Raw genomic sequence first — 23993 nt, 5'->3', positions numbered from 1 at the left:
GCCCCCAACCCCCCCCCCCCCCCCCCCCCCCCCCCCCCCGCCACTACCGATAGCGATCCCCGACCGATAGCGATGCCCTGCCGCCTGCGCTACACCGGGCGATCGGCGCCCGATGTCACACCGCGCGCGGCGCCATCTTCCACAGCAGCGCGCGGAACGGCGCCAGCAGGAACACGCCGATCGTCAGCTTCACCGCCAGGTCGCCCAGCGCCCAGCTCACCCACGGCAGGCTGGAGCCGGCGAACGCGATGCTCCAGAAAATGGTCGTATCCAGCGTCGCACTGCAGGTCGTCGCCACCATCGGCGCGCGCCACCAGTGCCCGCGGCGCAGCCGGTCGAACACGGTGATGTCCAGCAGCTGTGCGGCGATGAAGGCCAGGCACGAGGCCACCGCGATCCGTGGCGTGGCGATCCAGATCGACAGCAGCACCGCCAGCGCGAAACCGGCCCAGGCCACCCGCCGTGCGGCGGCCGGACCAAAGCGGCGGTTGATCAGATTGCTGACCAGGAACGCGACCGGATAGCTGAAGGCGCCCCAGGTCAGCCAGTCATTGATCGGGTACTGCACCAGCACGTTCGAGCCGAGCACCACCGCGCCCATGGCCAACACCGCCAGCAGCAGCGAGCGCGGGGTCAACGGGGCAAAGGCAATGGCAGGACGCGCGGACATGGCGAGCCGGAAGAGGAGGGGAAGCGACGGATTATCCGGGCTTGATCGGCCCAGGGCCAGCCCGGACCGGTTCAGTCAGAAGCGTTCGCTCATGCTGGTGGCGGCCGCATCGCTGGTCGGCAGGAATGCCAGCGCGGTGCCTTGGGCATCGGCCACCATCCAGCCCGCGCCGGCCGGGGTAGGCGTGAAATCGAGCACATCGCCTGCCTTCACACCTGCTGCCGGGTTGTCGGCGCGCGCCGGCCATGCCACCACCGCCGGGGCCTCCGGGGCTTGGGGGTTCTTCAGCTCCACCTCGTAACTGCCATCGGGCTGGTGCGTCACACGCTCCACGGTGAGCGGCGGCAATGGCCCGGCTTTCTGCCGCTTCGCGGCCCGGGCGGCACGGTTGTGTGGCATGGAGGCGTCATGCAGCTGGCTGACCCCCATCGCACTGAGCCAGACGGGCGCGGTGATCACTGCCAGGCTCACCACCGAGGTCGTCAGCACGCTGCTGGTGACGGGCGAGGCATTGCTGAGGTTCTGGGCGCCGGCCGGCAAGCTGGTCGCGAGCAGGGCCAGCGCCAGCAGCGGCGCAACAGCAGGGCGGGAAGTGCGGTTCATGCAACGGCTCCAGTGGGCAGGGGACAGCAACGGGTCACCAGCGCGCACTCGGCTGCGCCGCAGCCGCATCGATGGGCAGGAAGGCCAGCGCCGTGCCCTCGGCGGTGGTCACCGTCCAGCCGGCGCCACCTTGCGTAGGGGTGAGGGCCAGGACATCACCGACGGCCACCGCGGCTGCCGGGTTGTCCACGCGCGCGGGCCAGGCAATCACGGCCAGGTCATCCGGTGCCTGCGGATTCTGCAGGGCCATCTCGATGCCGCCTTCGGGCGTGTGCTCCACCTTCTCCACGGTGAGCGGCGGCAGCGGCCCGGCCTTGCCACGCGCGTCTTTGGCCGCGCGGCTGCGCCGGGCCGAGGCGTCGCTGGCCTTGCTCAGGCCGGCCGAGACCAGCCACACCGGTGCGGTCACCACCACCACGCTCACCACCGAGGTCATGATGGCGCTGCTGGCCACCGGGTGATTGATGCCCACCACCTGCGCGGGTGCCGGCAGGCTGGTCGCGCACACGGCAATGGCCAACAACGGCGTAACGAGGCGGCGCGTAACTGGTGTCATCGAAGATCCTTCTGATGGCTCAACCTGGGCCCGCAGTATGCGCGCTGGCGTACTGCCCGCCGCTGACTCACGGTTTGGGTGCGGTAATGCCCTTCACCGGCACATGCGGCACGGCCAGTTCCTGCTGCAGGCTGCTGCGCAGCTGCAGGAAATCGAAGATCGATTCCACCGTCACCACCGAATAGTTGCCGGAAATGCGCTCGCTGGCCGGGTGGTCGGTGACGGCCGCATTGGGCACGAAGAAGCGCGCGCCCAGCCGCTTGGCCACGCCGATGTGCAGCGTGCTGGGCGTATACATGTGCCGCTGCAGCCATTGCTGGGCCTGGGTACGGTTGACGATCAAGGTGCGCTCTTCCACCTGGGCCATCGCCGCGCCCAGCACCTCCAGCACCCACTGGTTGGAATTCTGGTACTCGGTGCGGAACGGATAGGCCACCACGCTGTAGCGCGCCTCGTGCAGCGCCTTGGCCTGGATTGCCGGCTGGGTGAGCATCGCCTTGAGGGCATCACGCAGGGCGGGCGTCGGCACGCCGATGCGCAGGTCAGTATGGCTGGAGGTCTCGCCGATGAACGTCGCCACGCCCTCGCGGAACAGGTGCGACTGTGCCGTCTTGCAGGGGTTGAGCAGGTGTACCGCGCGCCATTGGCCATCGTCCTCGCGCAGCAGGAAGGCCAGATGGCTGTGGCGCAGGCCGTACTTGCTCAGGTCCTGGCCGCCGCGGGCGATCAGCACCACGTCCACGCCATCGAGTGCATCCAGCGCATCGGTGGTGGCCAGGGCCACATCGAACATCGAGGCCAGCGCGGCCGGCGTGGGATAGCGTTCGGTGCACTGCGGCTCGGCCTGCGCGGTCAGCGCAGCGCCCAGCAATACGGCACACAGCGCGGCGGGGTGCAGGCGCTTGATCAGCGCAGCGCAGGGTACGTCCATGTCACACGGTCTCCGGCGGCACCGGCCGCGGCCGCATCATAGCGTTGTGCAAGGACGTCAGGCCTGAATCCCCAGCCGTGCACGTACGTCCTCGGCAACCCGCGTGGTCTCACGCAACGGTTCGATGCGGCCTTGCGTCTGCCAGTCCAGCCAGCGCGCCTGCAAGCGGCCACGTTCGCGCAGCGCGTGCTGGAAGTGCGCCAGCCGCCGCTGCGCCTGTTCGGCCAGGGCCACCGCGACCGGCATGCGCGTGGCACACGCTTCAGAGAGCAGGTTCACCGAATCCGGCGAGACCACCACACGATTGGCCCAGCCCAGCAGGCCGGCATACGGATTCACGCCGTCGCCGCCGTCTCCCCAGATCACGTTCGGCACATCGGCGAACGCACTGCGCAGCGCACCGACCAGGGCCGGTGGTGTGCGTCGCGAAGTCGTGGCCAGCAGGCTGCCCCCCTCGGCGCGCAGCTGCGAAGCGAGTTGCTGGAACACCTGCACCATGTCCGGCTCGTGCCAGGGCGCGTGCGGGGTCGGCCCGCCGACCAGCAACGCAGTGCGCGGGCCGGGCAATGCGCTGAACGCAGCGAACGCGGCACGGCCGCAGGCCAGCCAGTCATCGTTGACCGGATTGAGGCTGCCGAGCAGGGTGAGCACGTTGCTGCCGCGCAGGCGATCGTGCTCGGGCACCACCAGCAGGTCCCAGTGGCGCGGGCTCAGGCGCGGGTCGAGGATCTGCACCACCTTGGTGCCACGGCGGCGCAGTTCGCGCAGTGCCCCGGCGGCCTGGCGGCCACAGCCGACGGCCAGCTCAGGGGCCTCGGCGGCCAGTGCGGCAAAGGCCTCGCCGTAGCCGTTGGCCGCGCCCGGCAACCAGCGCGGGGCCAGCCAGCGCCAGGGCGCACGCGGGGTGAGTACCAGCGGACGATGCGCCCCCAGCTTCAATGCCGTGGCCAGGGCCACCGCCTGCCGCACATTGCCGGCACGGCCGTCAGTGATCGTCCAGGGCGGACTCCATCGTTTCACGTATGGCATTAATTCGTTTCAGTCAGGCTGGGTGTTGCAACTGTCGCGACACTCTACACTGCCAGCCTTCGCCGATCGCGCTGTCGCCCTGCCACGGTAGCCGATGCGCGAACGATTCCCTTATTTCCGGAGGCTTCATGTCCCACGTCCTTGACGATGCTGCGCTCGATCAGCTGTTCCGTACCGCCCGCACCCAGAACGCCTTCCTTGATAAGCCGGTCGACGACAGCCAGCTCAAGGCGCTGTACGAGCTGCTCAAGTGGGGCCCGACCGCCGCCAACGGCAGCCCGGCGCGCTTCGTGTTCGTAAAGTCTCCCGAAGCCAAGGCCAAGCTCGCCCCGGCGCTGTCGGAGGGCAACCACGACAAGACCCTGGCTGCCCCGGTCACGGTGATCGTCGGCTTCGACGAAGACTTCCACGAGAAGCTGCCCTTCCTGTTCCCGCACACCGATGCCAAGGCATGGTTCGATGGCCCGCGTGAAGGCCGCACCGAAGGCGCCTTCCGCAATGGCAGCCTGCAGGGCGCCTACCTGATCCTGGCCGCCCGCGCGCTGGGTCTGGATGCCGGCCCGATGTCCGGCTTCGACAACGCCAAGGTCGACGAAGCCTTCTTCAAGGGCACCGCGATCAAGTCGAATTTCCTCGTCAACCTGGGGTACGGTGACGCCTCGGGCCTGTTCCCGCGGCTGCCTCGCCTGTCCTTCGACGAAGCGGCCCGCATCGCATAAGCGTTACCGCCGGATCGTGGCCCGTCCGTGCGGATGGGCTGCATGAATTTTTTTCTTTTCCCTTCGATTACGAGAGAGACCTGACATGACCGTGACCCGCAAACTGCTGCTGCCGCTCGCCCTGACCCTGGCCATCGCGGCCTGCTCCAAGCCGGCCGACGAAGCCGCTGCCCCGGCTGCCGATGCGCCGGCCGCCACCGAAACCGCCGCCCCCGCCACGGACGCTGCGGCTGCCGCCCCGGCCGCCGATGCGATCCAGATCGCCTCGGGCACCTACAAGCTCGACCCGACCCACACCGACGTGCTGGTCCAGTGGAGCCACTTCGGCTTCTCGCACCCGACCGCGCACTTCGGCGCCGCCGAAGGCACCCTGGTGTATGACGCCGCGGACGTGACCAAGTCCACCGTGGAAGTGAAGCTGCCGCTGACCGGCCTGAACAGCTTCACCGCCAAGTTTGACGAGCACCTCAAGAGCGCCGATTTCTTCGACGCCGCCAAGTTCCCGGCTGCCACCTTCAAGAGCACCAAGGTTGAAGCCAACGGCACCAACAAGCTGACCGTGACCGGCGACCTGACCATCAAGGACATCACCAAGCCGGTGACCCTGGATGTGACCATCAACGGCGGCGGCGAGCACCCGATGGCCAAGGTGCCGGCGGCGGGCTTCGATGCCACCACCACCATCAAGCGCAGCGATTTCGGCGTCGGCGCGTACGCCCCGAATGTCAGCGATGAAGTGAACATCCGCATCACCACCGAGGCCACTGGCGAAAAGCCGGCTGCCTGAGTTTCTCCTCACTCGTCGTGAGAAGGCAGAAAGCCCGCCAATTGGCGGGCTTTCTTTTTGTGCGGCGGCCGATCGATACCCGGTAGTGCCGGCCGCTGGCCGGCAACCAGGAATCCCGCCGAAGCGCAGCCACGCATGGCGTGGCTCTACCGTTGACGGGACCGGGGTAGATCCCCGCCATGCGTGGATACCAGCGCGATCAAGCCGCCGCCACGAGGGCGATGATCACCCCGCCGCCACCTGCGCGATCACCTTGCCCAGCCACAGCGTTGTGAAATCGGTCGGCGTGCGGCGTGCCGGGGCGGTCAGGCCGCTCTCGCGCAGGAACGCATGGGTCGCCTGGGCGAACGCCTGGCGGGCCAGCAGCGCAGCCTGCTTCACCGAAGCCTGCTGCTTGCGCAGCTGCACGATCTGCAGGCTCGGCTTACCGGGCATCGCGTACTTCTGGTAGCGGCGCAGCTCATCGGCGACCAGGTCGATATCGATGTTCGCCTGCACCAGCGCGGCCTGCGCGCGGGCCAACGGCACCAGGGCGGTGCGCAGCTGGGCGATGTTCCCGCCCACGGAGGGCGCCAGCGCCGCCAGGGCGGCATCCAGCGCGGGATCGGCGCGCTCGGCGCGGTCGATCAGATCGGTCAGTGCCGAAAGAGAAGGGGCTTGCATGAAAGGCACCGGCACAAAACGCGATTGTCGCATTCGCGGCCGGTGCCCGTCGCGGGCTCAGTCGTCGTGGTGCTCGCTGCCGTGCGCCTTCCAGTAGCCGGTCGAGCGGATCCAGTCCTTGGGCACGCCCAGGTGACCCTCGATGTACTTGCGCATCATCCGGGCCCGGCGCGATTCGGCGGCGATCCAGTAGAAGGTGTCGCCGTCCGGTTCCTCGAAATCGGTCAGCACGTCTTCCAGCAGGGTGCTGGTGGCGGCGTCGAAGCCGTTGCGCTCCAGCCACGAGATGCGGATGCGGTCGTCCTCCGGCAGCTCCTGGCGGTCGCCGGATTCGGGGATCTCGATGTAGACATCGGCATTGGCGCCTTCCGGCAGCGTCTCCAGCCAGCGGCCGATCGCCGGCAGCGCGGTTTCATCGCCGATCAGCACGTAGGTGTCGAAGTCATCGGCGGTCATGTGCGAGCCACGTGGGCCGCCCACGGCAATCGCATCGCCCGGCTGCGCATTGGCCGCCCAGGTCGAGGCCAGACCGTCGCCGTGCATGACGAAGTCCAGCGCCAGCTCGTTGCTCTCCAGGTCCCACCAGCGCGGGGTGTAGTCGCGCGAGGGAGAAGGCGTCTGGCCTTCCGGGTAGCGCGGGCCTTCCGGGGTCATCGTCGGGACCACGAACTGGCCCTCGGCGTTGGGGAAGAACAGCTTGACGTGGTCGTCCGGCGAGGGCGAATCGAAGCCTTCCAGCGCCTCGCCACCGACGATCACCCGGCGCATGCACGGGCTGATCTCTTCGGTGCGCAGCACCTTCAGCGGGCGGAACTTCACGGTATGACGGAGCAGTCGGTTTTCATGCAGAGCCATGGGAATACCTGGATCAGTGCCGCAGCGCGGCGTTGAGAGAGAAGGACCTGGCGGGCGGAGGCTGGCTGGGTCTGAAAAGAAGAAAGGGGGTCAGCGGCCCTGCGCACGGATCCGCGCGGCGGCCTCGCGCAGCGCCTGGGCCACGGCGGCGGCGTTGTCGTCCTGCCAGCGGCCATGGCACAGGCCAAGCGCGTGCTTGAGCTCGCGCAGCGCATCGCGCACGGACGGCGGCAGGTTGGCCTTGGTGATCGTGCGCGCGCTGTCGCGTACCCGGTGCACCGCGGCATCGACCTCGTCGCGCTGTGCCTCCAGCTCGGCCTGGCCGAGCGCGCTGAGGGCGTAGCGCTTGCGCCCACCGTCCTCGACCGCGCCGACCCAGCCGGCCGCCTCGAACTGCGCCAGCACCGGGTAGATCGAGCCGGCGCTGGGCGTGTAGACCCGCACGAACATGTCGCTGATCAGCTGGATCAACTCGTAGCCGTGGCGCGGCTGGTCGGCGAGCAGGGACAGCACCAGCAGGCGCAGGTCGCCGCGGCTGAGGGGCCGGGCGGTCAGCGGGCGGGCAGGGCGGTCGAGGTCGCGCGGAGAGGTCATTTCGATATATCGAATGCAGTGGCGGAACGATATATCGAAAACTCCGGTTCGGCCAGCAACTGCGCACGCATGGCAGGGATGCGTTCAGGTCAATTCGGCGTGTGACGGTGCGTGCTCGTGGTGGAACACTGCGCCCCGTCCCCGGCCTTCCACCCCGCCCGATGATTCACGCCGATGCGCGCTCAGCCGACGTCGCATCGCGCACGAACTGCGCCAATCGCCCGCGCCGCAGCGCCTGCGCTGTCCATCGGTGTCCCGCTGACGCGCCGGTGTCATCGCCGCCGGGCAGGCTGAAATGCAGCGTGGAACCTTCCAACGCGGCCCGCGCGCTGTCGCCGGCTGTCCTTCCGGACACGCCTGGATGGTTCCATACGCAACCGTAGCGAAGTAAGCAAACCCCTTGGTGCGCTACACTTTGCGGCTAGAAATCTAAAACAGTCGCGCGCGTGCGTGCGGTCATGGGAGCGCAAATGAACTGGTTGAACGAGGTGCTGAACAACGACCCGAATCCTGTGGAAACCCAGGAATGGATCGAGTCGCTGAAGGCCGTTATTGATGTCGAGGGCCCCGAGCGCGCGCATCAGCTGTTGGAAGGCATGGTGGAACTGACCCGTCGTTCGGGTGCTTACCTGCCGTTCTCTCCCACCACCGAGTACGTGAACACCATCGCGCCGACCCTGGAGGCCAAGAGCCCGGGCAACGCCGAACTGGAATGGCGCATTCGTTCCATCATCCGCTGGAACGCGATGGCCACCGTGGTGCGCGCCAACCGCAAGCCCGGCGACCTGGGCGGCCACATCGCCTCCTTCGCCTCCGGCGCCACGCTGTATGACGTGGGCTTCAACCACTTCTGGCGCGCCCCCAGCGACACCCACCCCGGTGACCTGCTCTTCATCCAGGGCCACAGCGCCCCGGGCATCTATGCGCGTTCCTTCCTGGAAGGCCGCATCGACGAAGCTCAGCTGGACAAGTTCCGCATGGAAGTGGACGGCGGTGGCCTCTCCAGCTACCCGCACCCGTGGCTGATGCCCGATTACTGGCAGACCCCCACCGTGTCGATGGGCCTGGGCCCGCTGGCCGCCATCTACCAGGCGCAGTTCCTGCGTTACCTGGAAAACCGTGGCCTGATCGAGAAGTCCGACCGCAAGGTGTGGTGCTTCATCGGCGACGGTGAGAGCGACGAGCCGGAAACCCTGGGCGCCATCGCCCTGGCCGGCCGCGAAGGCCTGGACAACCTGATCTTCGTGGTGAACTGCAACCTGCAGCGCCTCGACGGCCCGGTGCGTGGCAACGGCAAGATCATCCAGGAACTGGAGGGCGTCTTCCGTGGCGGCGGCTGGAACGTGATCAAGCTGCTGTGGGGCGGTTACTGGGATGCCCTGCTGGCCAAGGACACCAACGGCGTCCTGCGCAAGCTGATGATGGAAACCGTCGACGGCGAATACCAGAACTGCAAGGCCTTCGGCGGCGCGTATACCCGCGAGCATTTCTTCGGCAAGTACCCGGAGACCGCCGCGATGGTCGCCGGCCTGAGCGACGATGACATCTGGCGCCTCAACCGTGGCGGCCACGACCCGCACAAGGTGTATGCCGCGTACCACGAAGCGGTGAACACCAAGGGCATGCCCACCGTGATCCTGGCCAAGACGGTCAAGGGCTACGGCATGGGCAGCGCGGGTGAAGCACTCAACCCGACCCACCAGACCAAGAAGCTGGACGACGACGCCGTTCGCCACTTCCGCGACCGCTTCAACATTCCGGTGACCGACGCCCAGCTGGCCGACGGCCAGGTGCCGTTCTACCACCCGGGCCCGGATTCGCCGGAAGTGAAGTACCTGCAGGAACGCCGCGCCGCCCTGGGTGGTTACCTGCCGCAGCGCCGTCGCAAGGCCGAAAAGAGCTTCAACGCGCCCAAGCTGGAAAGCTACGAGCGCCTGCTCAAGAGCAGCGGCGAGCGCAGCTACTCCACCACCATGGCCTTCGTGCAGAGCCTGAACATCACCCTGCGCGACAAGGAACTGGGCCCGCACATCGTGCCGATCGTGGCCGACGAAGCCCGTACCTTCGGTATGGAAGGCCTGTTCCGCCAGATCGGCATCTACGCGCCGTTCGGCCAGAAGTACAAGCCGGTCGATGCCGACCAGCTCATGTTCTACCGCGAAGACCAGAGCGGCCAGGTGCTGCAGCAGGGCATCAGCGAGCCGGGCGCCATCGCCTCGTGGATGGCCGCCGGTACCAGCTACTCGGTCAGCAACGTGCCGATGCTGCCGTTCTACATCTACTACAGCATGTTCGGCTTCCAGCGCGTGGGCGACCTTGCCTGGCAGGCCGCCGACATGCGTACCCGTGGCTTCCTGCTGGGCGGCACCGCCGGCCGCACCACGCTGAACGGTGAAGGCCTGCAGCACGAAGATGGCTTCAGCCATATCGTGGCCGGTGGCATTCCGAACGTGCGCAGCTACGACCCGACCTTCGGCTTCGAAGTGACGGTGATCCTGCAGCACGGCACCAAGGCCATGATGGAAGATCAGATTGATGAGTACTACTACATCACCCTGATGAACGAAAACTACACCCACCCGGAAATGCCGGAAGGCGCGGCCGACGGCATCGTCAAGGGCATGTACCTGCTCACCGACGCCGGCAAGCCGAAGAAGGGCGAGCTGCGCGTGCAGCTGCTGGGGTCGGGCACCATCCTGCGCGAAGCCATTGCCGCGGCCGAGCTGCTGGACAAGGACTTCGGCGTGACCGCCGACATCTGGAGCTGCCCGAGCTTCAACGAACTGCGCCGCGACGGCTTCGACGTGGAGCGCTACAACCGCTTCCACCCGGAAGGCGAGCAGCGCAAGGCGTTCGTGACCGAGCTGCTGGAAGGCCGACAGGGCCCAGCGATTGCCGCCACCGACTACGTGCGTGCGTACGCGGACCAGATCCGCTCGTTCGTGCCGATGTCGTACACGGTGCTGGGTACCGATGGCTTCGGCCGTTCGGATACGCGTGCCAACCTGCGCCGCTTCTTCGAGGTTGACCGGTACTACATCGCGCATGCCGCGATTGCGGCGCTGGCGAAGGAAGGGAAGATGACGGCTAAGGATGTGGCGCGGGCGATCAAGCAGTACAAGATTGATCCTGAGAAGGCTAATCCTGTCGGGGTTTGATAGGGATAGGTTGATCTCTTTCGAGCATTAAAAATGGCGGCCTCTTCGAGGCCGCTTTTTTTTAAATGCCTGGCCGTCTTAGGTATAGTTCTGCTAAACAAGTGTGCAAGTTCAGCGGGCGGCTGGCGACCTGCGTCAATGGAAAATTCAATCAAGGAGTGGATGTGAGAATTGAGCGACTTGAAGTTGTTCGTCTGTACGGCTCGTTTACGAAGACTGTCGACTTTGATCCTGGTCTGAACTTGCTGGTAGGAATTAACGGAAGCGGAAAGACGAGCATCCTTAACTGCATTGAGTGGCTGACCAAGCCGAACCTTGCGAGGCTCGCGTGTACGCAATTTCACTCCATCTCAATGAATATGGAGCATTCCGGGAAGAGGTATACCATTCATGCCCATCGAACCTCTCAACTGCTCACCGTTGAGGTGAGCGGTGGCGGGCTAAATGGTGACCCTATTACTGTGGATATTGAGAGGCCAACTGCTTCCATCCGAAACGAGCAAGAAATGATCGAAGCTCTCTCGAACTACAGCGGGCTTTCGGCAGAGCCGCATGAAAAGAAAACCTGGAATTTTCTGAGGGATCTTCCGGAGCCACTATCGGTTTCCCTGGACAGGACGATCGCCGCAGAGTCGGAAGGGGAGTACTACTATGAAGGGCGCTCCGTCAAGCTAGGTCTCCCAAAGTCGCCTCTTTCTAAGGTTATTGACGTGACGCGTAGGCGATACGCGGCTTACACGCAGAAGGTCAAGACTTCGAACGAAGAGCTCAAGTCAAAGCTCATTGTTTCCGCATTTACAAGTCCTCTGCTCCGCATGCGGGATACAGCCATACCGAGCGTAAGCGTTGGACAGCTGGAAGAGTTAAAGAGCAAGGTGACTGCGCTGCTCTACTCCTCGGTTGAAGTCGATAAGTACGGAGCGGATAGCATCTCGCAGTACTTCGATGAGGCCCGGCATATTCTTAGCATGGGTGGAAAGGATGACTCCATAAAAAATGTTTTTTATGCACAGTATCGGCAAATTCACGGCCTCGCTGAGGCGTTTAAGGGATTTGAGGACAAATCCGCGAAAGCGTACGAGAGCATTGGGTCATATCTTGATTCTCTGAACTCATTCTTTATCGAAAGCAAAAAGCACATCGGCTTCAATGAGACTGATGGGGCACTTGGGTTTCAGACCATTTCAAAGAATGGTGATCCTTCTGGGCATTTTTTTGCGCTAGACAGAATGTCATCGGGCGAAAGGCAGCTCCTAATACTGATCACGTTCCTGGCATTCATATCAAAAAAGAATCACATATTCATCGTTGATGAGCCAGAGTTATCCCTTCATCCCAGATGGCAGCGAGGGTTCGTATCAGCAGTGATTGCGCAGGCGCCCGTGGGGACCCAGGTAATTATGGCGACACATTCGCCAGAAATTGTTTCCAAACACCGGGAAAAATGTGTGGTGCTTGATGTCTGATCTCGATTCGGCGGTGCCAGCCTACAGTTCTGACGGCCTGGCCGTCCGCGACCTCTTCTTCGTTGGATCTTCCGGGGTTCATTTTTTTGTAGAAGATGAAGGGCAGGAAAATCTATATTCCTTGCTAATGCGTCGCTGCTTTCCGCAGCTATCGTCTATAGAGATATTCCCGCAAGGCGGGAAATCAGCTGTTATTAAGCATGCCACATCAGGGTACAAAGGGTTTCCAAACATTCGTCGCATTTATCTTCTAGACAGAGATTTTGATGATCTTCTTGGAGATATTCGAGAGGTGGAGGGCCTTTTCTATTTTGATCAATACTGCGTAGAGAATTTGGTGTTCGACGGTCAGGCACTCTTAGAGGTGTGTATACAGGAGTCTCCAAGGGAGAGTCGCGCTTCGCTCAAAGACCGATTGGGTTTCGCAGAATCACTGGAATGCTGGATTCCGAGCCTAGACCGATTGCATCGCGCATTCCTCCTGGCGCAAAAATTTGAACTAGGTATCAAGAATACAAGCTCCCCGCTGGAAGATTATGTGTGTGGAGAGCTCAGGAGCGTGTTAAATTCCCTCTCGATTGAGGCGTATGTTGATAGGGTCTACGGCGCGATGGTGGCCCTTGGCGTTGTAAACGATAAAGTGGAGTTTTCTGAAATGCTGAACGACGCCTTTCCGGAGGTCTCAACCAAGTATATAAATGGAAAGTACTTGTTTGGCCTTTCTTATCGCCACATGAAGAGGGCAAGGCTGGTAAAAAACGTATCAGCAGATTCTTTGATTTACCGTTCTGCGCAGCTTTGCAATCTAGAGAGCTTTGAGGGGTTCGTAAACGAGGTGAGCGCCTACCTTTCGATGGAAAGACGCTCTCTCGAACGCCGGGACGAGGCTCGATTCGCCTAGCGGGAATTGTGATGCTGTCGGGAGCGGCTTCCCGGAAGCTCCATGAGCTCGTCGAATTTCAAAGTGTCAATGGAAAGTGCAGGCTTACACGTTTGCGATCTTGGGGATGGAATGTCGGCATCGTCGTTCTGCTGCTCGACTTTCCAATTAAATTCAGCGCATTTATAGCCGCTTTCCGTGTTGCAATGGTGTAATGACTCGCCGGTTTTTGCTCAGGTCATGCGGCTAATGTAGCGGCGTGGGCCGCATCCTGGGTCATCATCTTCAACGTGCAATGCAAGCGCCTGGCTCTCAAAACATTGCTGGTGTACAAATTGCTCTTTCAGCGTCCTCATCGCCCCTTTCGACCATCCCGTTCTGTTGCGGACAATGCGGGATGATGACCTCCTGCTTAAGACCATAGCTGCGTACCAGCCTGGTGTAATCGCGACTTGTGAACACCAAGCCATCGTCTGAGCGGAGGAAAGGTTTCCCGAACTCGCCCAAGCGTCCCGTAGCGCGTGATCAGAGGCTGCTGCAACGCGGCTGAGTCGGTGCTGGTCTTCCAGGTACGTGATAGGGTGCCAGCCGAGCAGCTGGCGCGTGCGACAGTCGATCACCAAACCCAGGGTGAGCCAGCCCTCCTGACCGCTCCGTACCCGGCACAGGTTGTTCGCTCAACGTTGGTCCGGCTCCTCGGTCCGCGACACCTCGGCCTCGATCCGCGGGCGCTGGCCAAGGGCGCGTTTGCGCACCTGCCAGGCCTTAAGTTGGAAGATCCGCTGGACGGTGTTCTTGTTCAAGCCGAACAGCGTTGTGACGGTGCGGTAGCCAAATGACGGCTCCTTCTCGATTATTTCCTTGATCGGCTAGGCAAGCTCGGCTCTGACTTTGGCGGGCGATCTGGTTGGCTTGTAGGACGTCGTGCGACGCGCTAGGCCAAACCAGTGGCACAGCTTGGTCATCGGCACCGGAAACGCCTTCGTCCTCCAAGCCCTGCTGGACCGAGACCGTTAGTTCTCGTCCTTTCCCAGCAGGCGCGCCAGCTTATTTCGGACGCGCATCTCCAGCATCGCCTCGCCGTAGGCTTCCTGAAGATCCTTGAGTCGCCCTCGTACTTCTCGGGCACGTCCTCCGGCTTGACACAGCGCATTCTCCATGCCCTGCTTTCCGTCCTCAACCTAGCTCTCGATCTCCGCCGCGGTTAGGTCGAACTGGCGGCTGGCAGCAGCCACCGTCGTCTTGTCCTGGATGATCTCAAGGATCAGGGCTGACTTGCGCCGGGCAGTCGAGCGGTTCATCTCTTCTTCCATAACTTTGCTCATCAGTAGCTCCTTTGGGGAAGCCACACCTGAGCAGAAAATCAGTGGGTCATTACATCGCATCAATTCACCGGCAGCGAAATCTGGTCAGGGTCGGGCACCACTTGCTTCGCCTTCTTGACACCACTCTTCCGATCCCGCTGCCCAATCGGGCTAGGAACACCCCAATAGGCAGAGGCCTGAGCCAGGCTCATCCTAAGCAATCCAGTTTCCCCCATCGCCAACTCCTTGGCCGGCCGCTTCGGCTTACTCCCAATCGCTTTCAAAATCTGCCCAGCAACTGCCTTGGCCAACGGCGGCGGCACCGAGTTCCCAATCTGCCGCGCACCGTGCCATTTGGTCTCGTGGAACCGGAACCAATCGGGAAACCCATGAAGGCGTGCCATCTCACGCACCGTAATGCAGCGATTCCACTTGTAATGAATCGGCCGCGGGCTGGTAAATGCGCCACGTGCAGCATCCGTCCCTGCGCGTAGCGTGTTGCTAACGCCTTTGGGAGGCAGCTTAAGGAAGCGCGAGATCGGCTCAACCTGCCCAGCCACGGTGCTCGCAAACCTAGCGCGCGAAACCTCCGTGTGGTCAGAGCGCATACTGGATGTGAGTAGCAGTGGATCCCACGCGCGGCGATAGCCAAACGCCCAGCCCTGTGCGCCCTCGCAGCGCATCAGCGCGGAGTAAAGCGTGCTCTTGCCAAACCTCTTAACTCTGACCTCATCGGTAACGTTCAGCGCGGCGAAGCTCTCGGCATCGGGTAGGTCGTCCAGCGCCTCTTTGCACGTGGGTGCGTCGGGCAGCAGCGAGCCCTTGAGCCCCGGCTTGGCCGTCACCGGATGAGGGTAGGTAGGGATCTGTAGGCCGCGCTTGGCGCCCATGAGGAAAAGCCGTTGTCTGTCCTGAGGTACGCCATAGGAGTAGGCATTTAGTACCTTCCAATCTTTGAGGACGTCGTAACCAGACGCCTCAAATTCCTGAATGAGCTCTTCCAGGAACTTGCGATGCTTACCTAGCGTCAGGCCCTTCACGTTCTCGAAGACGAAGTAGTCCGCATCGAGCTCACCAACGATGCGTACGAAGTCCTTCACCAGTGAATTTCGCGGGTCATCCAGCGCACGGCGGCCGATTAAGGAAAACCCCTGGCAAGGGGCTCCACCGAATACGACGTCGATCTTCCGTTGGCCTACGCCCGCAGCGACGCGGATCTGATCGCCCGTGAGGTCGGTAACGGATCGCGGGATGACGGCGCAGTTGGGGAAGTTGAACGCATGCACTGCTGCATGAACTGGGTCGATCTCAACAGCGGCTACAACGTCGAAGCCCGCTTGCTCGAAGCCTAGGCTGAGTCCGCCGGCCCCTGCAAAGAGGTCGATTCCGATAGGTCTGGTCATGGAGTAATTATAGGGCGGACTAGGCTGAATGTCGATCGGAGAACGCCTCAATGTCCAGTGGGTCGGGGCCTTCTCGCGGGCTTATCATGAAGCCAGTCAGTCTCAGGGGAAGAGACCAGGAGCTGCGGATGGACCGCCTTACCCCAGAGCGCCGTAGTTGGCTGATGTCAAGGATCGGCAGGGCCAACACCAAGCCAGAGGTCGCTGTCCGGTCGATCCTTCACGGGCTCGGCTACCGCTTCAGGCTGCTTCGTCGAGATTTGCCGGGTACACCGGACATTGTTTTGCCGGGCAGGACCGCCGTGGTCTTCGTGCACGGGTGCTTCTGGCATGGGCATAGCTGTAAAAAGACAAAGATGCCGAAGTCCAGAACGGACTATTGGGGGCCGAAGATTGAAGCCAACAAGCGCCGAGACAGGCGCAAGCGCCGGCAGTTGATCGGGCTCGGCTGGCGAGTGATAGTGGTCTGGGAGTGTGAGCTAAAATACCCCGACAAATTGGCGAACAAGCTATCGAAGGTTCTGGCCTAGAAATCTGCCGGAGCACGACAATGAAGCAACTTTTGCGAAGGACGCAATGTGGAAAAGCCGCAGAAAGCAGCGAAACTGAACCGCTACTCCGAGATCATTGGCGAGGTCTTCCGAAAGAACTACACCCCGGGTAGCACTAAGGTGCCGTTCGAGCGCGGCGAGTTCGAGCATGCGGCAGTAGAGCGAGGAATTCGGTTGCCGAAGAATCTTGGCGATACAATCTACTCGTTCAAGTACCGCAACAGCTTGCCTGCGTCCATCACGGCGACAGCTCCGGAAGGTTTCGAGTGGGGCATCTATGGCACCGGTCGTGCCAAGTACGAGTTCCGGTTAGAGCGCCCTCTCTCGATCATCCCGCGTGCTAATCAATTAGTCGTCAAGATTCCGGATGCCACGCCCGAGATCATTGCAGCCCACGCACTGGGCGATGAGCAGGCACTGCTGGCCAAGGTTCGCTACAACCGACTGATCGACATCTTCCTCGGCGTCACCGCATCCTCGTTGCAGAATCACCTGCGCACGACGGTGAAGGACATCGGTCAGATTGAGATTGATGAGCTTTACGTCGGCCTGGATCGTAATGGTGCGCAGTACGTGGTGCCTGTGCAAGCCAAGGGTGGCAAGGACAAGCATGGCCGGCAGCAGACGGAACAGGACATAGCCTGCTGCCGGGAGAAATTCCCGGCGCTGGTCTGCCGTCCAGTGTCTGCACAGTTCATTACCGCAAACAAGATTGCCATGTTCGAACTTGCCGTCCAGGACGATGAGATTCGGGTTGTGTCCGAAGAGCACTACGAGCTGGTGCCTTCAGCAAGCATCACTGCGGGTGACCTAGCTCTATATGCGGGGCGAAAAAGGGGCTAGCCAATGTGGGAGGGTGCGGCAGACGCATTCCCCCACACTCATCGCCACTCGCACCGCGAAAGATGCCATTCAAGTGAATCCCTACTGACCGTTTGCTCCCCTCGCACAGTGGTGGCGAGCTGCGAGCCTGTCAGAGCGGCGTATTCACTATCTCGCAGTAAGGGCGCGGTCAGTACCCTCAGACTGCCCGGATCCACTGCGATCAAGCAAAGATCGAACAACGTATGCACATCCGCGCGCAGTAGAAGACCATTTGTTACCGAGTTGGTGGCCTCATTCTTGTACGGATAGACGTGGGCGGCTTCCAAAATCTCGACTAAGCCGCACCCAGTCACAGCGCATCGAAAGTCATACGCTGCGAGCAAGGCTTTGCGGAACGCCGGTTGGCCACGGCGTCGAACGATGCTCGCAACCGCCCGACGCCTTTGGTCTTCGACGTTACTAGGCGAGAAAACATGGGCCGCTTCTGCCAGGCGTTCCTCTTCCTCAAGCTCTTTCTGAATCGCATTGCTTAGAGAGTTGAGCCCAGCAAGCTCGCCAGTGGTTTGGAGCAGGGGAGTCAGTTGCCGGGTGATGGTAGGCCCGACGTTGGCAGCCGGGCGCAGGCCGTCAAGCCTCGGTTGCCCCAGCTGCTGCAACACGTAGGAGATGTTCTGCATCCTGTATTCCCACGACTTCGGTGATCGTCCATGACGCTGCGATAGCTCCCGGTAGACCTGAGCTTTGTTGATGCTGTGACCCTGCGCGACGCGCTGCTCCATCCAGCGGTAGGCGTCTACCGCTGCTGCCAACTCCTGCTGAGTCCAACCGCTCACGTCGCCACTCCGCCTATGAAAAGCACTGCTTCGATAGGTGGGGAGTATGCCGCATGGGCCGTAGGCAGCCCAGCCGGTGAATCAGCTGCTAACGTTTAGCCCTGGCGGAGGCCAGAACGTGTCTACTCGATTCAGGTCGTAATCCTCGCCAAATGCCAATGCCGCCTCTCGGGCCGGAATGCCCGCGTAGCACCCCAGCAAGAATTCATCCATGCCCGCATCCGCATGGTCGATAGCGAAGAAGCCCAACATGGCCTCGTCGAATGCCTCAAGCCAATCCCCGTCAATCCTGGTCATCTGTGGTCCTCCCGATAGGCCAGAGAGGATGTCGCCACGCCGTCCCAATGCCTGCGACTGAGCCGGGCCAGTTGCGTCGCACCGTAGACGCCGCCAACCAACCCCCGCCAGATCAACAGGAACAAGCGATTTCCCATCCTCCGCACCAACGCGCATGGTGTTCATCGGAGCGTAGAAACTCCTCTAGCTGGAAAATGTTGGACGTTCCTTTGTCGGGAGGGTGGCTAATACAACACCCTCGTGGAAATACGCCCGCCGGTTCCAGCTAGACGGTTTCTAACCTCCCGACGCCCTTGCCATCCCGGCAAGGGCAAGCCCTGCAGGAGGTCCAACATGTTGACGCCGTGGGAAGACGAACCCGATGACGTGCGCCCCAAGCGCAAGCCCTACGCCCGCCCCGCACGCAGCTACCGCGTAGGCGCGCTGACGTACCCTGACCGCGAAGAGTGCGGTCCCACCGAGATTGTTCCCTACCTCAAGCTGCGCGGCCGCTGGCTGGACAAGCTCGGCTTCGACGTAGGCGCCCGCCTGAAGGTGGAGGCCACGCACGGCATCATCACCCTTACGGTGGTGGAGCGGCCCGTGCCGGTGGTCAAGAAGATCCCCCGCAAGTTGCAGCGCCGCACCGGTTGAGCGCCCGCGCCCACCCGCCGGGTGGGCCGCTGCACGGCTAGTGCCCGCCAGCCTTGCGGGCGGCCTGGCCGCACAGCCGCAGTGCCTGCCCCGGTTCGGCAGCGCTGCGCTGTGCCAGGCGCAAACGCCAGCACGTCACTGCACGCCCGGTGCAGTGTGGATGTAGAACCTGTTTCATAACCCAGCAGTGGGAGGAACGCATGAGCAAGAGTGTCTTCATGCAGTTGGAAATGGCCGCTGGCCTGCGCACCAGCTTTCAGCACGCGGCGGCGCGCGAGCACCGCCCCGCCGAACAGGTGCTCCAGCGGTTGATGCGGGAGTATGTGGTGCGGCAATCGTGTGTGGATGCCGACGCAGAGGCCGGGGCCTTTGACCTGGTCAAGCGGGGCGCCTGCGCCATGCAGGGAATGGCAAGCAGTGCTATCCGCCCCTTGTCGTCTCCAAGCGTGCCGCCGTAGCATTCCTCAATCGAAAACAGGGGGAATGCATGGTCAGCACAGGGATTGGCACGATCAACCAAGCGCCGGATGTGCGCCATGCGTAATCCGGATCAGGCTGATACGGCCGCATCGCCGCTCACCTACGAGGTGGTGCTCACCGACGGTGCCATTCGCAATGGCTACATCACGGTGGATCCCGGTTGGGAGGGCTTTTCTTCCGCCATGCTGGGGCGGCCAGACGTCCCTTCGGGCAGGGCCGCAGTGTTCACCTTCCCCGACGGCTATCAGGTCACCTCCGACCTGCGTGCAAGTGGCCCAGGTTCCGCCCGCATCCGCTCCCGTGTGGCGCCCGCGTTCAAGCGGCTGGGCTTGGTGGCAGGCAATTCGCTGATGCTGGTGCGCGAGCGCGAAGGGCAGTACCGGATAGAGCCGCGCACCGGTCAACAGCGGGATACCTTCGAGCTGGGCTATGTGAGGCTGCGCGAGCGATTCCTGGCACGGTTCCCGGATTTTATCGGCTTTGATGACCCGCGGCTGCTGCGCGAATCCAGCTACAAGCGGCAGTTGATCAACCACTACGAAAGCATCATGGCCCCGGCGCTTCGGGACGGACCGGCGCAGGAGGTCTGGACAGCATTGATCAAGCTGCTGCGTGTTCGGGTGGGCGGTGATAACCCTCAGCCCCAGAACGTGGTTGGCTGGCGCATCGTTGCCCAATTGGCTGACCTTCCCGAACACGACCAGATACAGTTGGGCGCCGGGGTGATGGAGCTGCTTCACCTGCAGGGACCGGGTGACCGGCTGGATGATTTCAATGATTGCCTGTCCGGGCTCAGCACGCCCCTGCAGCCGGCAGCCCAGCGATCGCTGTCGAGCCTGCTGCTTACCCTGAATGATCCCACCGGCTATTTCTTCATCAAGACCGGACAGATGCGCCGGGCGCTGAGTCTGCTGGATCCCACCTTCGATTTCGGCAAGGGCGGCATGGTGACCGAGGAGTGGGAGCGCATCCGCGCCTTGGCCGCGCGCCTCGCCGAACGCCTCAACGAAGACGGCTGGCCCCCGGAAGACATGATTGATATCCAATCCTTCCTGTGGGTGGCCATCGCCTACGAGCAAGGCGACGGCGCCGAGCCTGAAGACGAGGCCGAAGAAGCCGAGGACGAGGCCGTAGACGACGAGGCTGAAATGACCCCCATGCACCGCCCCACCAACACCATTCTGTACGGTCCGCCGGGTACCGGCAAAACCTACGGCGTGGTGGAAAAAGCGCTGGAAATCCTCGACCCGCAACTGCTGGCTACGGCACCCCGTCAGGGCGCCGGCGGCCGGGCACTACTGAAGCAGCGATTCGATGCGCTGCTGGATGAAGGCTACATCCGCTTTGTCACCTTCCACCAGAGCTTCGCCTACGAAGACTTCGTGGAGGGCCTGAAAGCTCGAACGGGCGACGGCGGTGCGCTGGAGTATGCAGTGGAACCCGGCGTGTTCCTGGAACTCTGCATCGAGGCCCAGCACAGCGATCTGCCGTATGTGCTCATCATCGATGAAATCAACCGGGGCAACATCGCACGCATCTTCGGCGAGCTGATCACCCTTATCGAGCCCAGCAAGCGGCAGGGCATGGACGAGGCGCTGTCAGTGCGCCTGCCGTACTCCAAGCAGGTATTCGCGGTGCCGGCCAACCTGCACCTGATCGGCACCATGAACACCGCTGACCGTTCCTTGGCGGCCATGGACGTGGCCCTGCGCCGGCGCTTCCGGTTCATCGAGATGCCGCCACAGCCACAGCTGCTGGACGCTGTCATCGACAATGTCCCTTTGGGCGAGCTGCTGGGCACGATCAATGACCGCATAGAGGTGCTGCTGGGGCGCGACCACCTTATCGGCCATGCCTACCTGATGGGCGTAAGCGACCTGCCATCGCTGGCCGATGCCTTCCGCCTGCGCATCCTGCCGTTGCTGCAGGAGTACTTTTTCGAGGATTGGCAGCGAATTGCCTGGGTGCTCAACGATGGCGTCAAACCGGAAGGCGAGCGCTTCCTGCGGCAGCGCGACCTTCAGCTGGGCCGATTGTTCGCACCGGATGTGCAGCTCGCGCCAGATAGCGCCCGGTGGTACATCCACGAGGCGGCGTTTGAGCAGGCGGCCAGCTACCGGGGAATTCTCGCTGGCCGGGCTGGCTGAGCCGTGGCGGTGCTCACGGTCCGCGAGTACGCGCGGATTGGCGTCTGCGCCGATGCGCCGCGTCAGGAGGGAATGGATGCGGCCTGGCTGCCGCAGGCGTCCTTCGATTGGCTATGCGCGGAGTTCGAGCGCCTGCGTGGCGGCGGCGCGGCCCTGGTGCAGCGCGACGGTGCCCGCTGGTTACGGCTGGACCAGTATGTAGGGGTAATGGAGTGCCCGGACGGCACAACGTTGGAGGTGCTGCCCAAGCATGTCACCGCCGACGGCGACCACGCCTCCGCCCGTCGGCTGCTGCGGCGCATGCTGTGCACGGTGCTGGACATCCCGCCGCGCGAAGGCAGCCTGGCCGGGGTGGCGCTGTTCGACCTGCCCTTGAACGAATGGGTGATGGCGCGCTTCCTGGCTGCGCTGGATGAGCTGGTCAAGCGCGGGCTGCGTTTCGACTACACCCGGGTGCGCGAGGAGCAGGTGTTCCTGCGCGGGCGCCTGGATACCACGCGGCAGCTGAGGCAACCGCCCACCCGTGCCCATCTGTTCCACCTGGAGCACGATGTCTTCAGCGAAGACCGCCCGGAGAACCGTCTGCTGCGGTCTGCGTTGGGCTGTGTGTGCGCCCGCACGCGCAACCCCGGTAGCTGGCGGCTGGCGCATGAGCTTTCTACGCGCATGGCGGGCGTGCCGCGCAGCACCCACGTCGCCGCGGACCTGCGTGCTTGGGGTACTGATCGGCTGATGGCGCACTACCGACCTGTGCGCCCGTTGTGCGAACTGATCTTGTCGGGGCAGAGCCCGCTGGCGCTGCGGGGGGATTGGCGCAGCCCCAGCATGATGTTTCCAATGGAGCGTCTGTTCGAACGCTATGTTGGCGTATGCCTTGCCCGCCAGCTTGCGCCGGCATGGCAGGTGGGTGGTGCGGCGTCTGAACACCTGTGCAGCCACCAGGGCAGGGGATGGTTCAACCTGATCCCCGACTTTCTGCTGCGCCGGGGTGAGGAGCTGCGCGTGCTGGATACCAAGTGGAAAATGCTGGACAGGCGCGCAGCCGACCCGCGCGAGAAGTACGGGTTGAAGCAGGCAGACTTCTACCAGATGTTCGCCTATGGACAGCGGTACCTGGGGGGCGTGGGTGAGATGGCGCTGGTGTATCCGCAGCATGCCGGGTTCGATCAGGGCCTGCCGGTATTCGCGTTTGATGATCAGCTGAGGTTGTGGGTGCTGCCGTTCGATGTGGAGCAGGGGAAACTGGTGATGCCAGTGGGTTGGTAGACACGTGCCTTGGGCCGGGAGATGTAGCCGATAACGGCGCAGGCCATAGCCGCAGCCCATCCTGCTACCATTCCCTGGCAAACCCAGCCAGCCCACCCAGCGCAGACAGATGCGGGGCCGGCCGTCACTCGTACGGCCCAGCGAGCCAGGACACCCTCCCGTGCCCCTTCAAGGAAGCTCGCATGTACCGCAATTTCGTAATCCGCTCGGCTGCTCTGGCCCTCGCCATCTCCCTGAGCCTTGGCGCCCCGTCCGCGTTCGCCGCTGATCAGACCACCGCATCTGCCAGCAGCACCGCCGTCCAGCGCAAAGCCATCGCCCAGGGGCTCTATGAGCTGGCCTTCAGCCCCAAGCAGAATGCCGTGTTCGTCGCCTCCTCGGGCGGCTTCGGTGATGCCGCTGGTCCGTCCCAGGTCCTGCGCCTGAACCCGGAAACTCTGGCCGTTGAAACCGCCATCCCGCTGGAGCGCAAGGCGTTCGGTGTGGTGCTGGACGACGCCAACAACCGCCTGTATGTCGGCAATACCGTCGATACCTCGGTCACCGTGGTCGACACTGCCACCAACAAATCGGTCGGCGTCGTGCAGCTGATGGAAAAGAAGGTCGGCAAGGACGGCAAGGCTGCCTACACCCACGATCTGCGCGAGCTGGTCGTTGATGGCGCCAACAACCGCCTGTACGTCACCGGGCACTCGGGCGAGGGCAGCGTGCTGTTCGTGGTGGACACCCAGTCGCTGAAGGTCATCAACACCATTCCGGGCCTGGGCAACGCTAAGGCACCGGGTCTGGCACTGGATGCCAAGGCCAAGCGCGTCTACACGTCCAACCTGCTGGCCGAGGTCGTCACTGTCGGCACCGATAGCGGCAAGGTCGAGCAGCGCTTCAAGGTCAGTGCCGAGCAGCCGATGAACATCGCGCTGGACCCGGCCGGCAAGCGCCTGTTCGTGACCGACCAGGGCTCGGAGATGATCCGCAAGTACCAGGCTAGCAGCTCGGGCTTCGAATCGAAGCACCCGGGCCAGCGTGTGTTGGTGCTGGACCGTACCAGCGGCAAGGAACTGGCCAGCATCCCGACCGATGCCGGCCCGCTGGGCATCCTGCTGGATGCACCACGCAAGCGCCTGTACGTGACCAACCGCGATGGCGGCACCGTCACCGCATACAACAGCGACACCTACAAGCAGGTGGCGACGTACGCGGTGCCGACGCATCCGAACAGCCTGGCGCTGGATGCGAAGAAGAACGTGCTGTACGTGACCGTCAATAACGGTGACAGCGAGCCGAAGGGCAGCGAAGAGTCTGTTGCGCGGATCGCGCTGTAAATTATGGTGGGTAGTGACCGG

The 23993-nt window shown here is 63.0% G+C and carries 26 protein-coding genes; 12 read left to right on the top strand and 14 right to left on the bottom strand.

Going from position 1 to position 23993, the window contains the following annotated elements:
• Positions 1 to 115: 115 nt before the first annotated feature.
• The 5 genes from PV764_RS11450 to PV764_RS11430 form a co-directional block, all read right to left on the bottom strand.
• Positions 116 to 670 carry a queuosine precursor transporter gene (locus PV764_RS11450; protein WP_046272868.1) on the bottom strand — a complete coding sequence of 185 codons (555 nt, stop codon included), beginning with the start codon at positions 668 to 670 and terminating at the stop codon, positions 116 to 118.
• 75 nt (positions 671 to 745) lie between these two features.
• A complete protein-coding gene (locus PV764_RS11445; RefSeq protein ID WP_421116636.1) occupies positions 746 to 1273 on the bottom strand; it encodes a hypothetical protein in 528 nt (175 codons plus the stop codon).
• Between the two features lie 34 nt (positions 1274 to 1307).
• The gene (locus tag PV764_RS11440) at positions 1308 to 1829 is read right to left on the bottom strand and encodes a hypothetical protein (RefSeq protein WP_421116635.1); all 522 of its coding nucleotides are present in this window, start codon (positions 1827 to 1829) and stop codon (positions 1308 to 1310) included.
• 67 nt (positions 1830 to 1896) lie between these two features.
• Complete coding sequence (locus tag PV764_RS11435) at positions 1897 to 2760, bottom strand: DUF2145 domain-containing protein (protein WP_421116634.1); 864 nt, start codon at positions 2758 to 2760, stop codon at positions 1897 to 1899.
• Positions 2761 to 2817: 57 nt separating this feature from the next.
• Complete coding sequence (locus tag PV764_RS11430) at positions 2818 to 3789, bottom strand: mitochondrial fission ELM1 family protein (protein WP_421116633.1); 972 nt, start codon at positions 3787 to 3789, stop codon at positions 2818 to 2820.
• Positions 3790 to 3917: 128 nt separating this feature from the next.
• Between PV764_RS11430 and PV764_RS11425 the strand changes: the two genes are divergently transcribed.
• Together PV764_RS11425 and PV764_RS11420 are read left to right on the top strand one after the other, a co-directional pair.
• Entirely contained in the window at positions 3918 to 4508 is a 591-nt protein-coding gene (locus PV764_RS11425) for a malonic semialdehyde reductase (protein ID WP_019186197.1), read from the top strand.
• A gap of 85 nt (positions 4509 to 4593) precedes the next feature.
• Positions 4594 to 5295 carry a YceI family protein gene (locus tag PV764_RS11420; protein ID WP_019186198.1) on the top strand — a complete coding sequence of 234 codons (702 nt, stop codon included), beginning with the start codon at positions 4594 to 4596 and terminating at the stop codon, positions 5293 to 5295.
• Between the two features lie 225 nt (positions 5296 to 5520).
• Here the strand turns inward: PV764_RS11420 and PV764_RS11415 are convergent, their stop codons facing one another.
• From PV764_RS11415 to PV764_RS11405, 3 genes are all read right to left on the bottom strand, one after another.
• Positions 5521 to 5958 carry a hypothetical protein gene (locus PV764_RS11415; protein ID WP_341986836.1) on the bottom strand — a complete coding sequence of 146 codons (438 nt, stop codon included), beginning with the start codon at positions 5956 to 5958 and terminating at the stop codon, positions 5521 to 5523.
• Positions 5959 to 6015: 57 nt separating this feature from the next.
• Entirely contained in the window at positions 6016 to 6813 is a 798-nt protein-coding gene (locus PV764_RS11410) for a siderophore-interacting protein (RefSeq protein WP_421116632.1), read from the bottom strand.
• A gap of 90 nt (positions 6814 to 6903) precedes the next feature.
• Positions 6904 to 7407 carry a PadR family transcriptional regulator gene (locus tag PV764_RS11405; RefSeq protein ID WP_019186201.1) on the bottom strand — a complete coding sequence of 168 codons (504 nt, stop codon included), beginning with the start codon at positions 7405 to 7407 and terminating at the stop codon, positions 6904 to 6906.
• Between the two features lie 470 nt (positions 7408 to 7877).
• Between PV764_RS11405 and aceE the strand changes: the two genes are divergently transcribed.
• From aceE to PV764_RS11390, 3 genes are all read left to right on the top strand, one after another.
• Positions 7878 to 10565 carry a pyruvate dehydrogenase (acetyl-transferring), homodimeric type gene (gene aceE / locus PV764_RS11400; RefSeq protein ID WP_421116631.1) on the top strand — a complete coding sequence of 896 codons (2688 nt, stop codon included), beginning with the start codon at positions 7878 to 7880 and terminating at the stop codon, positions 10563 to 10565.
• A 164-nt stretch (positions 10566 to 10729) separates the two neighbouring features.
• Complete coding sequence (locus PV764_RS11395; RefSeq protein ID WP_421116630.1) at positions 10730 to 12031, top strand: AAA family ATPase; 1302 nt, start codon at positions 10730 to 10732, stop codon at positions 12029 to 12031.
• Complete coding sequence (locus PV764_RS11390; protein WP_421116629.1) at positions 12024 to 12932, top strand: DUF4435 domain-containing protein; 909 nt, start codon at positions 12024 to 12026, stop codon at positions 12930 to 12932. The genes PV764_RS11395 and PV764_RS11390 overlap by 8 nt, the downstream gene beginning before the upstream one ends.
• Before the next feature lie 656 nt (positions 12933 to 13588).
• Here PV764_RS11390 and PV764_RS11385 read toward each other — a convergent pair.
• From PV764_RS11385 to PV764_RS11370, 4 genes are all read right to left on the bottom strand, one after another.
• Positions 13589 to 13714, bottom strand: a complete 126-nt coding sequence (locus PV764_RS11385) for a hypothetical protein (protein WP_421116628.1) — start codon at positions 13712 to 13714, stop codon at positions 13589 to 13591.
• A 210-nt stretch (positions 13715 to 13924) separates the two neighbouring features.
• Positions 13925 to 14071 (bottom strand): hypothetical protein, encoded by a 147-nt coding sequence (locus PV764_RS11380; RefSeq protein ID WP_421116627.1) that lies wholly within the window; start codon positions 14069 to 14071, stop codon positions 13925 to 13927.
• A gap of 21 nt (positions 14072 to 14092) precedes the next feature.
• On the bottom strand, positions 14093 to 14236 hold the full coding sequence (locus tag PV764_RS11375) for a hypothetical protein (protein ID WP_421116626.1): 144 nt from the start codon (positions 14234 to 14236) through the stop codon (positions 14093 to 14095).
• Positions 14237 to 14295: 59 nt separating this feature from the next.
• A complete protein-coding gene (locus PV764_RS11370) occupies positions 14296 to 15618 on the bottom strand; it encodes a DNA cytosine methyltransferase (protein WP_421116625.1) in 1323 nt (440 codons plus the stop codon).
• 128 nt (positions 15619 to 15746) lie between these two features.
• Between PV764_RS11370 and PV764_RS11365 the strand changes: the two genes are divergently transcribed.
• On the top strand, positions 15747 to 16148 hold the full coding sequence (locus PV764_RS11365) for a very short patch repair endonuclease (protein WP_421116624.1): 402 nt from the start codon (positions 15747 to 15749) through the stop codon (positions 16146 to 16148).
• 48 nt (positions 16149 to 16196) lie between these two features.
• Positions 16197 to 17012 carry an endonuclease gene (locus tag PV764_RS11360; protein WP_421116623.1) on the top strand — a complete coding sequence of 272 codons (816 nt, stop codon included), beginning with the start codon at positions 16197 to 16199 and terminating at the stop codon, positions 17010 to 17012.
• 38 nt (positions 17013 to 17050) lie between these two features.
• On the opposite strand, the gene PV764_RS11355 is transcribed toward PV764_RS11360, so the two are convergent.
• Together PV764_RS11355 and PV764_RS11350 are read right to left on the bottom strand one after the other, a co-directional pair.
• Positions 17051 to 17827, bottom strand: coding sequence for an HNH endonuclease (locus PV764_RS11355; RefSeq protein ID WP_421116622.1), 777 nt, complete (start codon positions 17825 to 17827; stop codon positions 17051 to 17053).
• 81 nt (positions 17828 to 17908) lie between these two features.
• Entirely contained in the window at positions 17909 to 18124 is a 216-nt protein-coding gene (locus PV764_RS11350) for a hypothetical protein (RefSeq protein ID WP_421116621.1), read from the bottom strand.
• 333 nt (positions 18125 to 18457) lie between these two features.
• Between PV764_RS11350 and PV764_RS11345 the strand changes: the two genes are divergently transcribed.
• The 5 genes from PV764_RS11345 to PV764_RS11325 all read left to right on the top strand — a co-directional run bounded on the left by PV764_RS11345 (position 18458) and on the right by PV764_RS11325 (position 23972).
• The gene (locus PV764_RS11345; RefSeq protein ID WP_421116620.1) at positions 18458 to 18757 is read left to right on the top strand and encodes a SymE family type I addiction module toxin; all 300 of its coding nucleotides are present in this window, start codon (positions 18458 to 18460) and stop codon (positions 18755 to 18757) included.
• Positions 18758 to 18957: 200 nt separating this feature from the next.
• Entirely contained in the window at positions 18958 to 19215 is a 258-nt protein-coding gene (locus tag PV764_RS11340; RefSeq protein ID WP_421116619.1) for a hypothetical protein, read from the top strand.
• 78 nt (positions 19216 to 19293) lie between these two features.
• Entirely contained in the window at positions 19294 to 21384 is a 2091-nt protein-coding gene (locus PV764_RS11335; RefSeq protein ID WP_421116618.1) for an McrB family protein, read from the top strand.
• 3 nt (positions 21385 to 21387) lie between these two features.
• Positions 21388 to 22650 carry an McrC family protein gene (locus PV764_RS11330; protein WP_421116617.1) on the top strand — a complete coding sequence of 421 codons (1263 nt, stop codon included), beginning with the start codon at positions 21388 to 21390 and terminating at the stop codon, positions 22648 to 22650.
• Between the two features lie 182 nt (positions 22651 to 22832).
• Positions 22833 to 23972, top strand: a complete 1140-nt coding sequence (locus PV764_RS11325; protein WP_421116616.1) for a YncE family protein — start codon at positions 22833 to 22835, stop codon at positions 23970 to 23972.
• Positions 23973 to 23993 lie beyond the last annotated feature (21 nt).

This window comes from Stenotrophomonas sp. AS1 (assembly GCF_048957655.1).
GTDB lineage: Bacteria > Pseudomonadota > Gammaproteobacteria > Xanthomonadales > Xanthomonadaceae > Stenotrophomonas > Stenotrophomonas bentonitica_A.
This window is presented reverse-complemented; position numbering and strand designations above follow the sequence as displayed.

What these genes read in the sequence shown, in the direction of transcription:
- PV764_RS11450 (WP_046272868.1), bottom strand. Translation starts at nt 670, where the DNA reads ATGTCCGCGCGTCCTGCCATTGCCTTTGCCCCGTTGACCCCGCGCTCG.
- PV764_RS11445 (WP_421116636.1), bottom strand. Translation starts at nt 1,273, where the DNA reads ATGAACCGCACTTCCCGCCCTGCTGTTGCGCCGCTGCTGGCGCTGGCC.
- PV764_RS11440 (WP_421116635.1), bottom strand. Translation starts at nt 1,829, where the DNA reads ATGACACCAGTTACGCGCCGCCTCGTTACGCCGTTGTTGGCCATTGCC.
- PV764_RS11435 (WP_421116634.1), bottom strand. Translation starts at nt 2,760, where the DNA reads ATGGACGTACCCTGCGCTGCGCTGATCAAGCGCCTGCACCCCGCCGCG.
- PV764_RS11430 (WP_421116633.1), bottom strand. Translation starts at nt 3,789, where the DNA reads ATGCCATACGTGAAACGATGGAGTCCGCCCTGGACGATCACTGACGGC.
- PV764_RS11425 (WP_019186197.1), top strand. Translation starts at nt 3,918, where the DNA reads ATGTCCCACGTCCTTGACGATGCTGCGCTCGATCAGCTGTTCCGTACC.
- PV764_RS11420 (WP_019186198.1), top strand. Translation starts at nt 4,594, where the DNA reads ATGACCGTGACCCGCAAACTGCTGCTGCCGCTCGCCCTGACCCTGGCC.
- PV764_RS11415 (WP_341986836.1), bottom strand. Translation starts at nt 5,958, where the DNA reads ATGCAAGCCCCTTCTCTTTCGGCACTGACCGATCTGATCGACCGCGCC.
- PV764_RS11410 (WP_421116632.1), bottom strand. Translation starts at nt 6,813, where the DNA reads ATGGCTCTGCATGAAAACCGACTGCTCCGTCATACCGTGAAGTTCCGC.
- PV764_RS11405 (WP_019186201.1), bottom strand. Translation starts at nt 7,407, where the DNA reads ATGACCTCTCCGCGCGACCTCGACCGCCCTGCCCGCCCGCTGACCGCC.
- aceE (WP_421116631.1), top strand. Translation starts at nt 7,878, where the DNA reads ATGAACTGGTTGAACGAGGTGCTGAACAACGACCCGAATCCTGTGGAA.
- PV764_RS11390 (WP_421116629.1), top strand. Translation starts at nt 12,024, where the DNA reads ATGTCTGATCTCGATTCGGCGGTGCCAGCCTACAGTTCTGACGGCCTG.
- PV764_RS11380 (WP_421116627.1), bottom strand. Translation starts at nt 14,071, where the DNA reads ATGGAGAATGCGCTGTGTCAAGCCGGAGGACGTGCCCGAGAAGTACGA.
- PV764_RS11375 (WP_421116626.1), bottom strand. Translation starts at nt 14,236, where the DNA reads ATGAGCAAAGTTATGGAAGAAGAGATGAACCGCTCGACTGCCCGGCGC.
- PV764_RS11370 (WP_421116625.1), bottom strand. Translation starts at nt 15,618, where the DNA reads ATGACCAGACCTATCGGAATCGACCTCTTTGCAGGGGCCGGCGGACTC.
- PV764_RS11365 (WP_421116624.1), top strand. Translation starts at nt 15,747, where the DNA reads ATGGACCGCCTTACCCCAGAGCGCCGTAGTTGGCTGATGTCAAGGATC.
- PV764_RS11350 (WP_421116621.1), bottom strand. Translation starts at nt 18,124, where the DNA reads ATGACCAGGATTGACGGGGATTGGCTTGAGGCATTCGACGAGGCCATG.
- PV764_RS11345 (WP_421116620.1), top strand. Translation starts at nt 18,458, where the DNA reads ATGTTGACGCCGTGGGAAGACGAACCCGATGACGTGCGCCCCAAGCGC.
- PV764_RS11340 (WP_421116619.1), top strand. Translation starts at nt 18,958, where the DNA reads ATGAGCAAGAGTGTCTTCATGCAGTTGGAAATGGCCGCTGGCCTGCGC.
- PV764_RS11335 (WP_421116618.1), top strand. Translation starts at nt 19,294, where the DNA reads ATGCGTAATCCGGATCAGGCTGATACGGCCGCATCGCCGCTCACCTAC.
- PV764_RS11325 (WP_421116616.1), top strand. Translation starts at nt 22,833, where the DNA reads ATGTACCGCAATTTCGTAATCCGCTCGGCTGCTCTGGCCCTCGCCATC.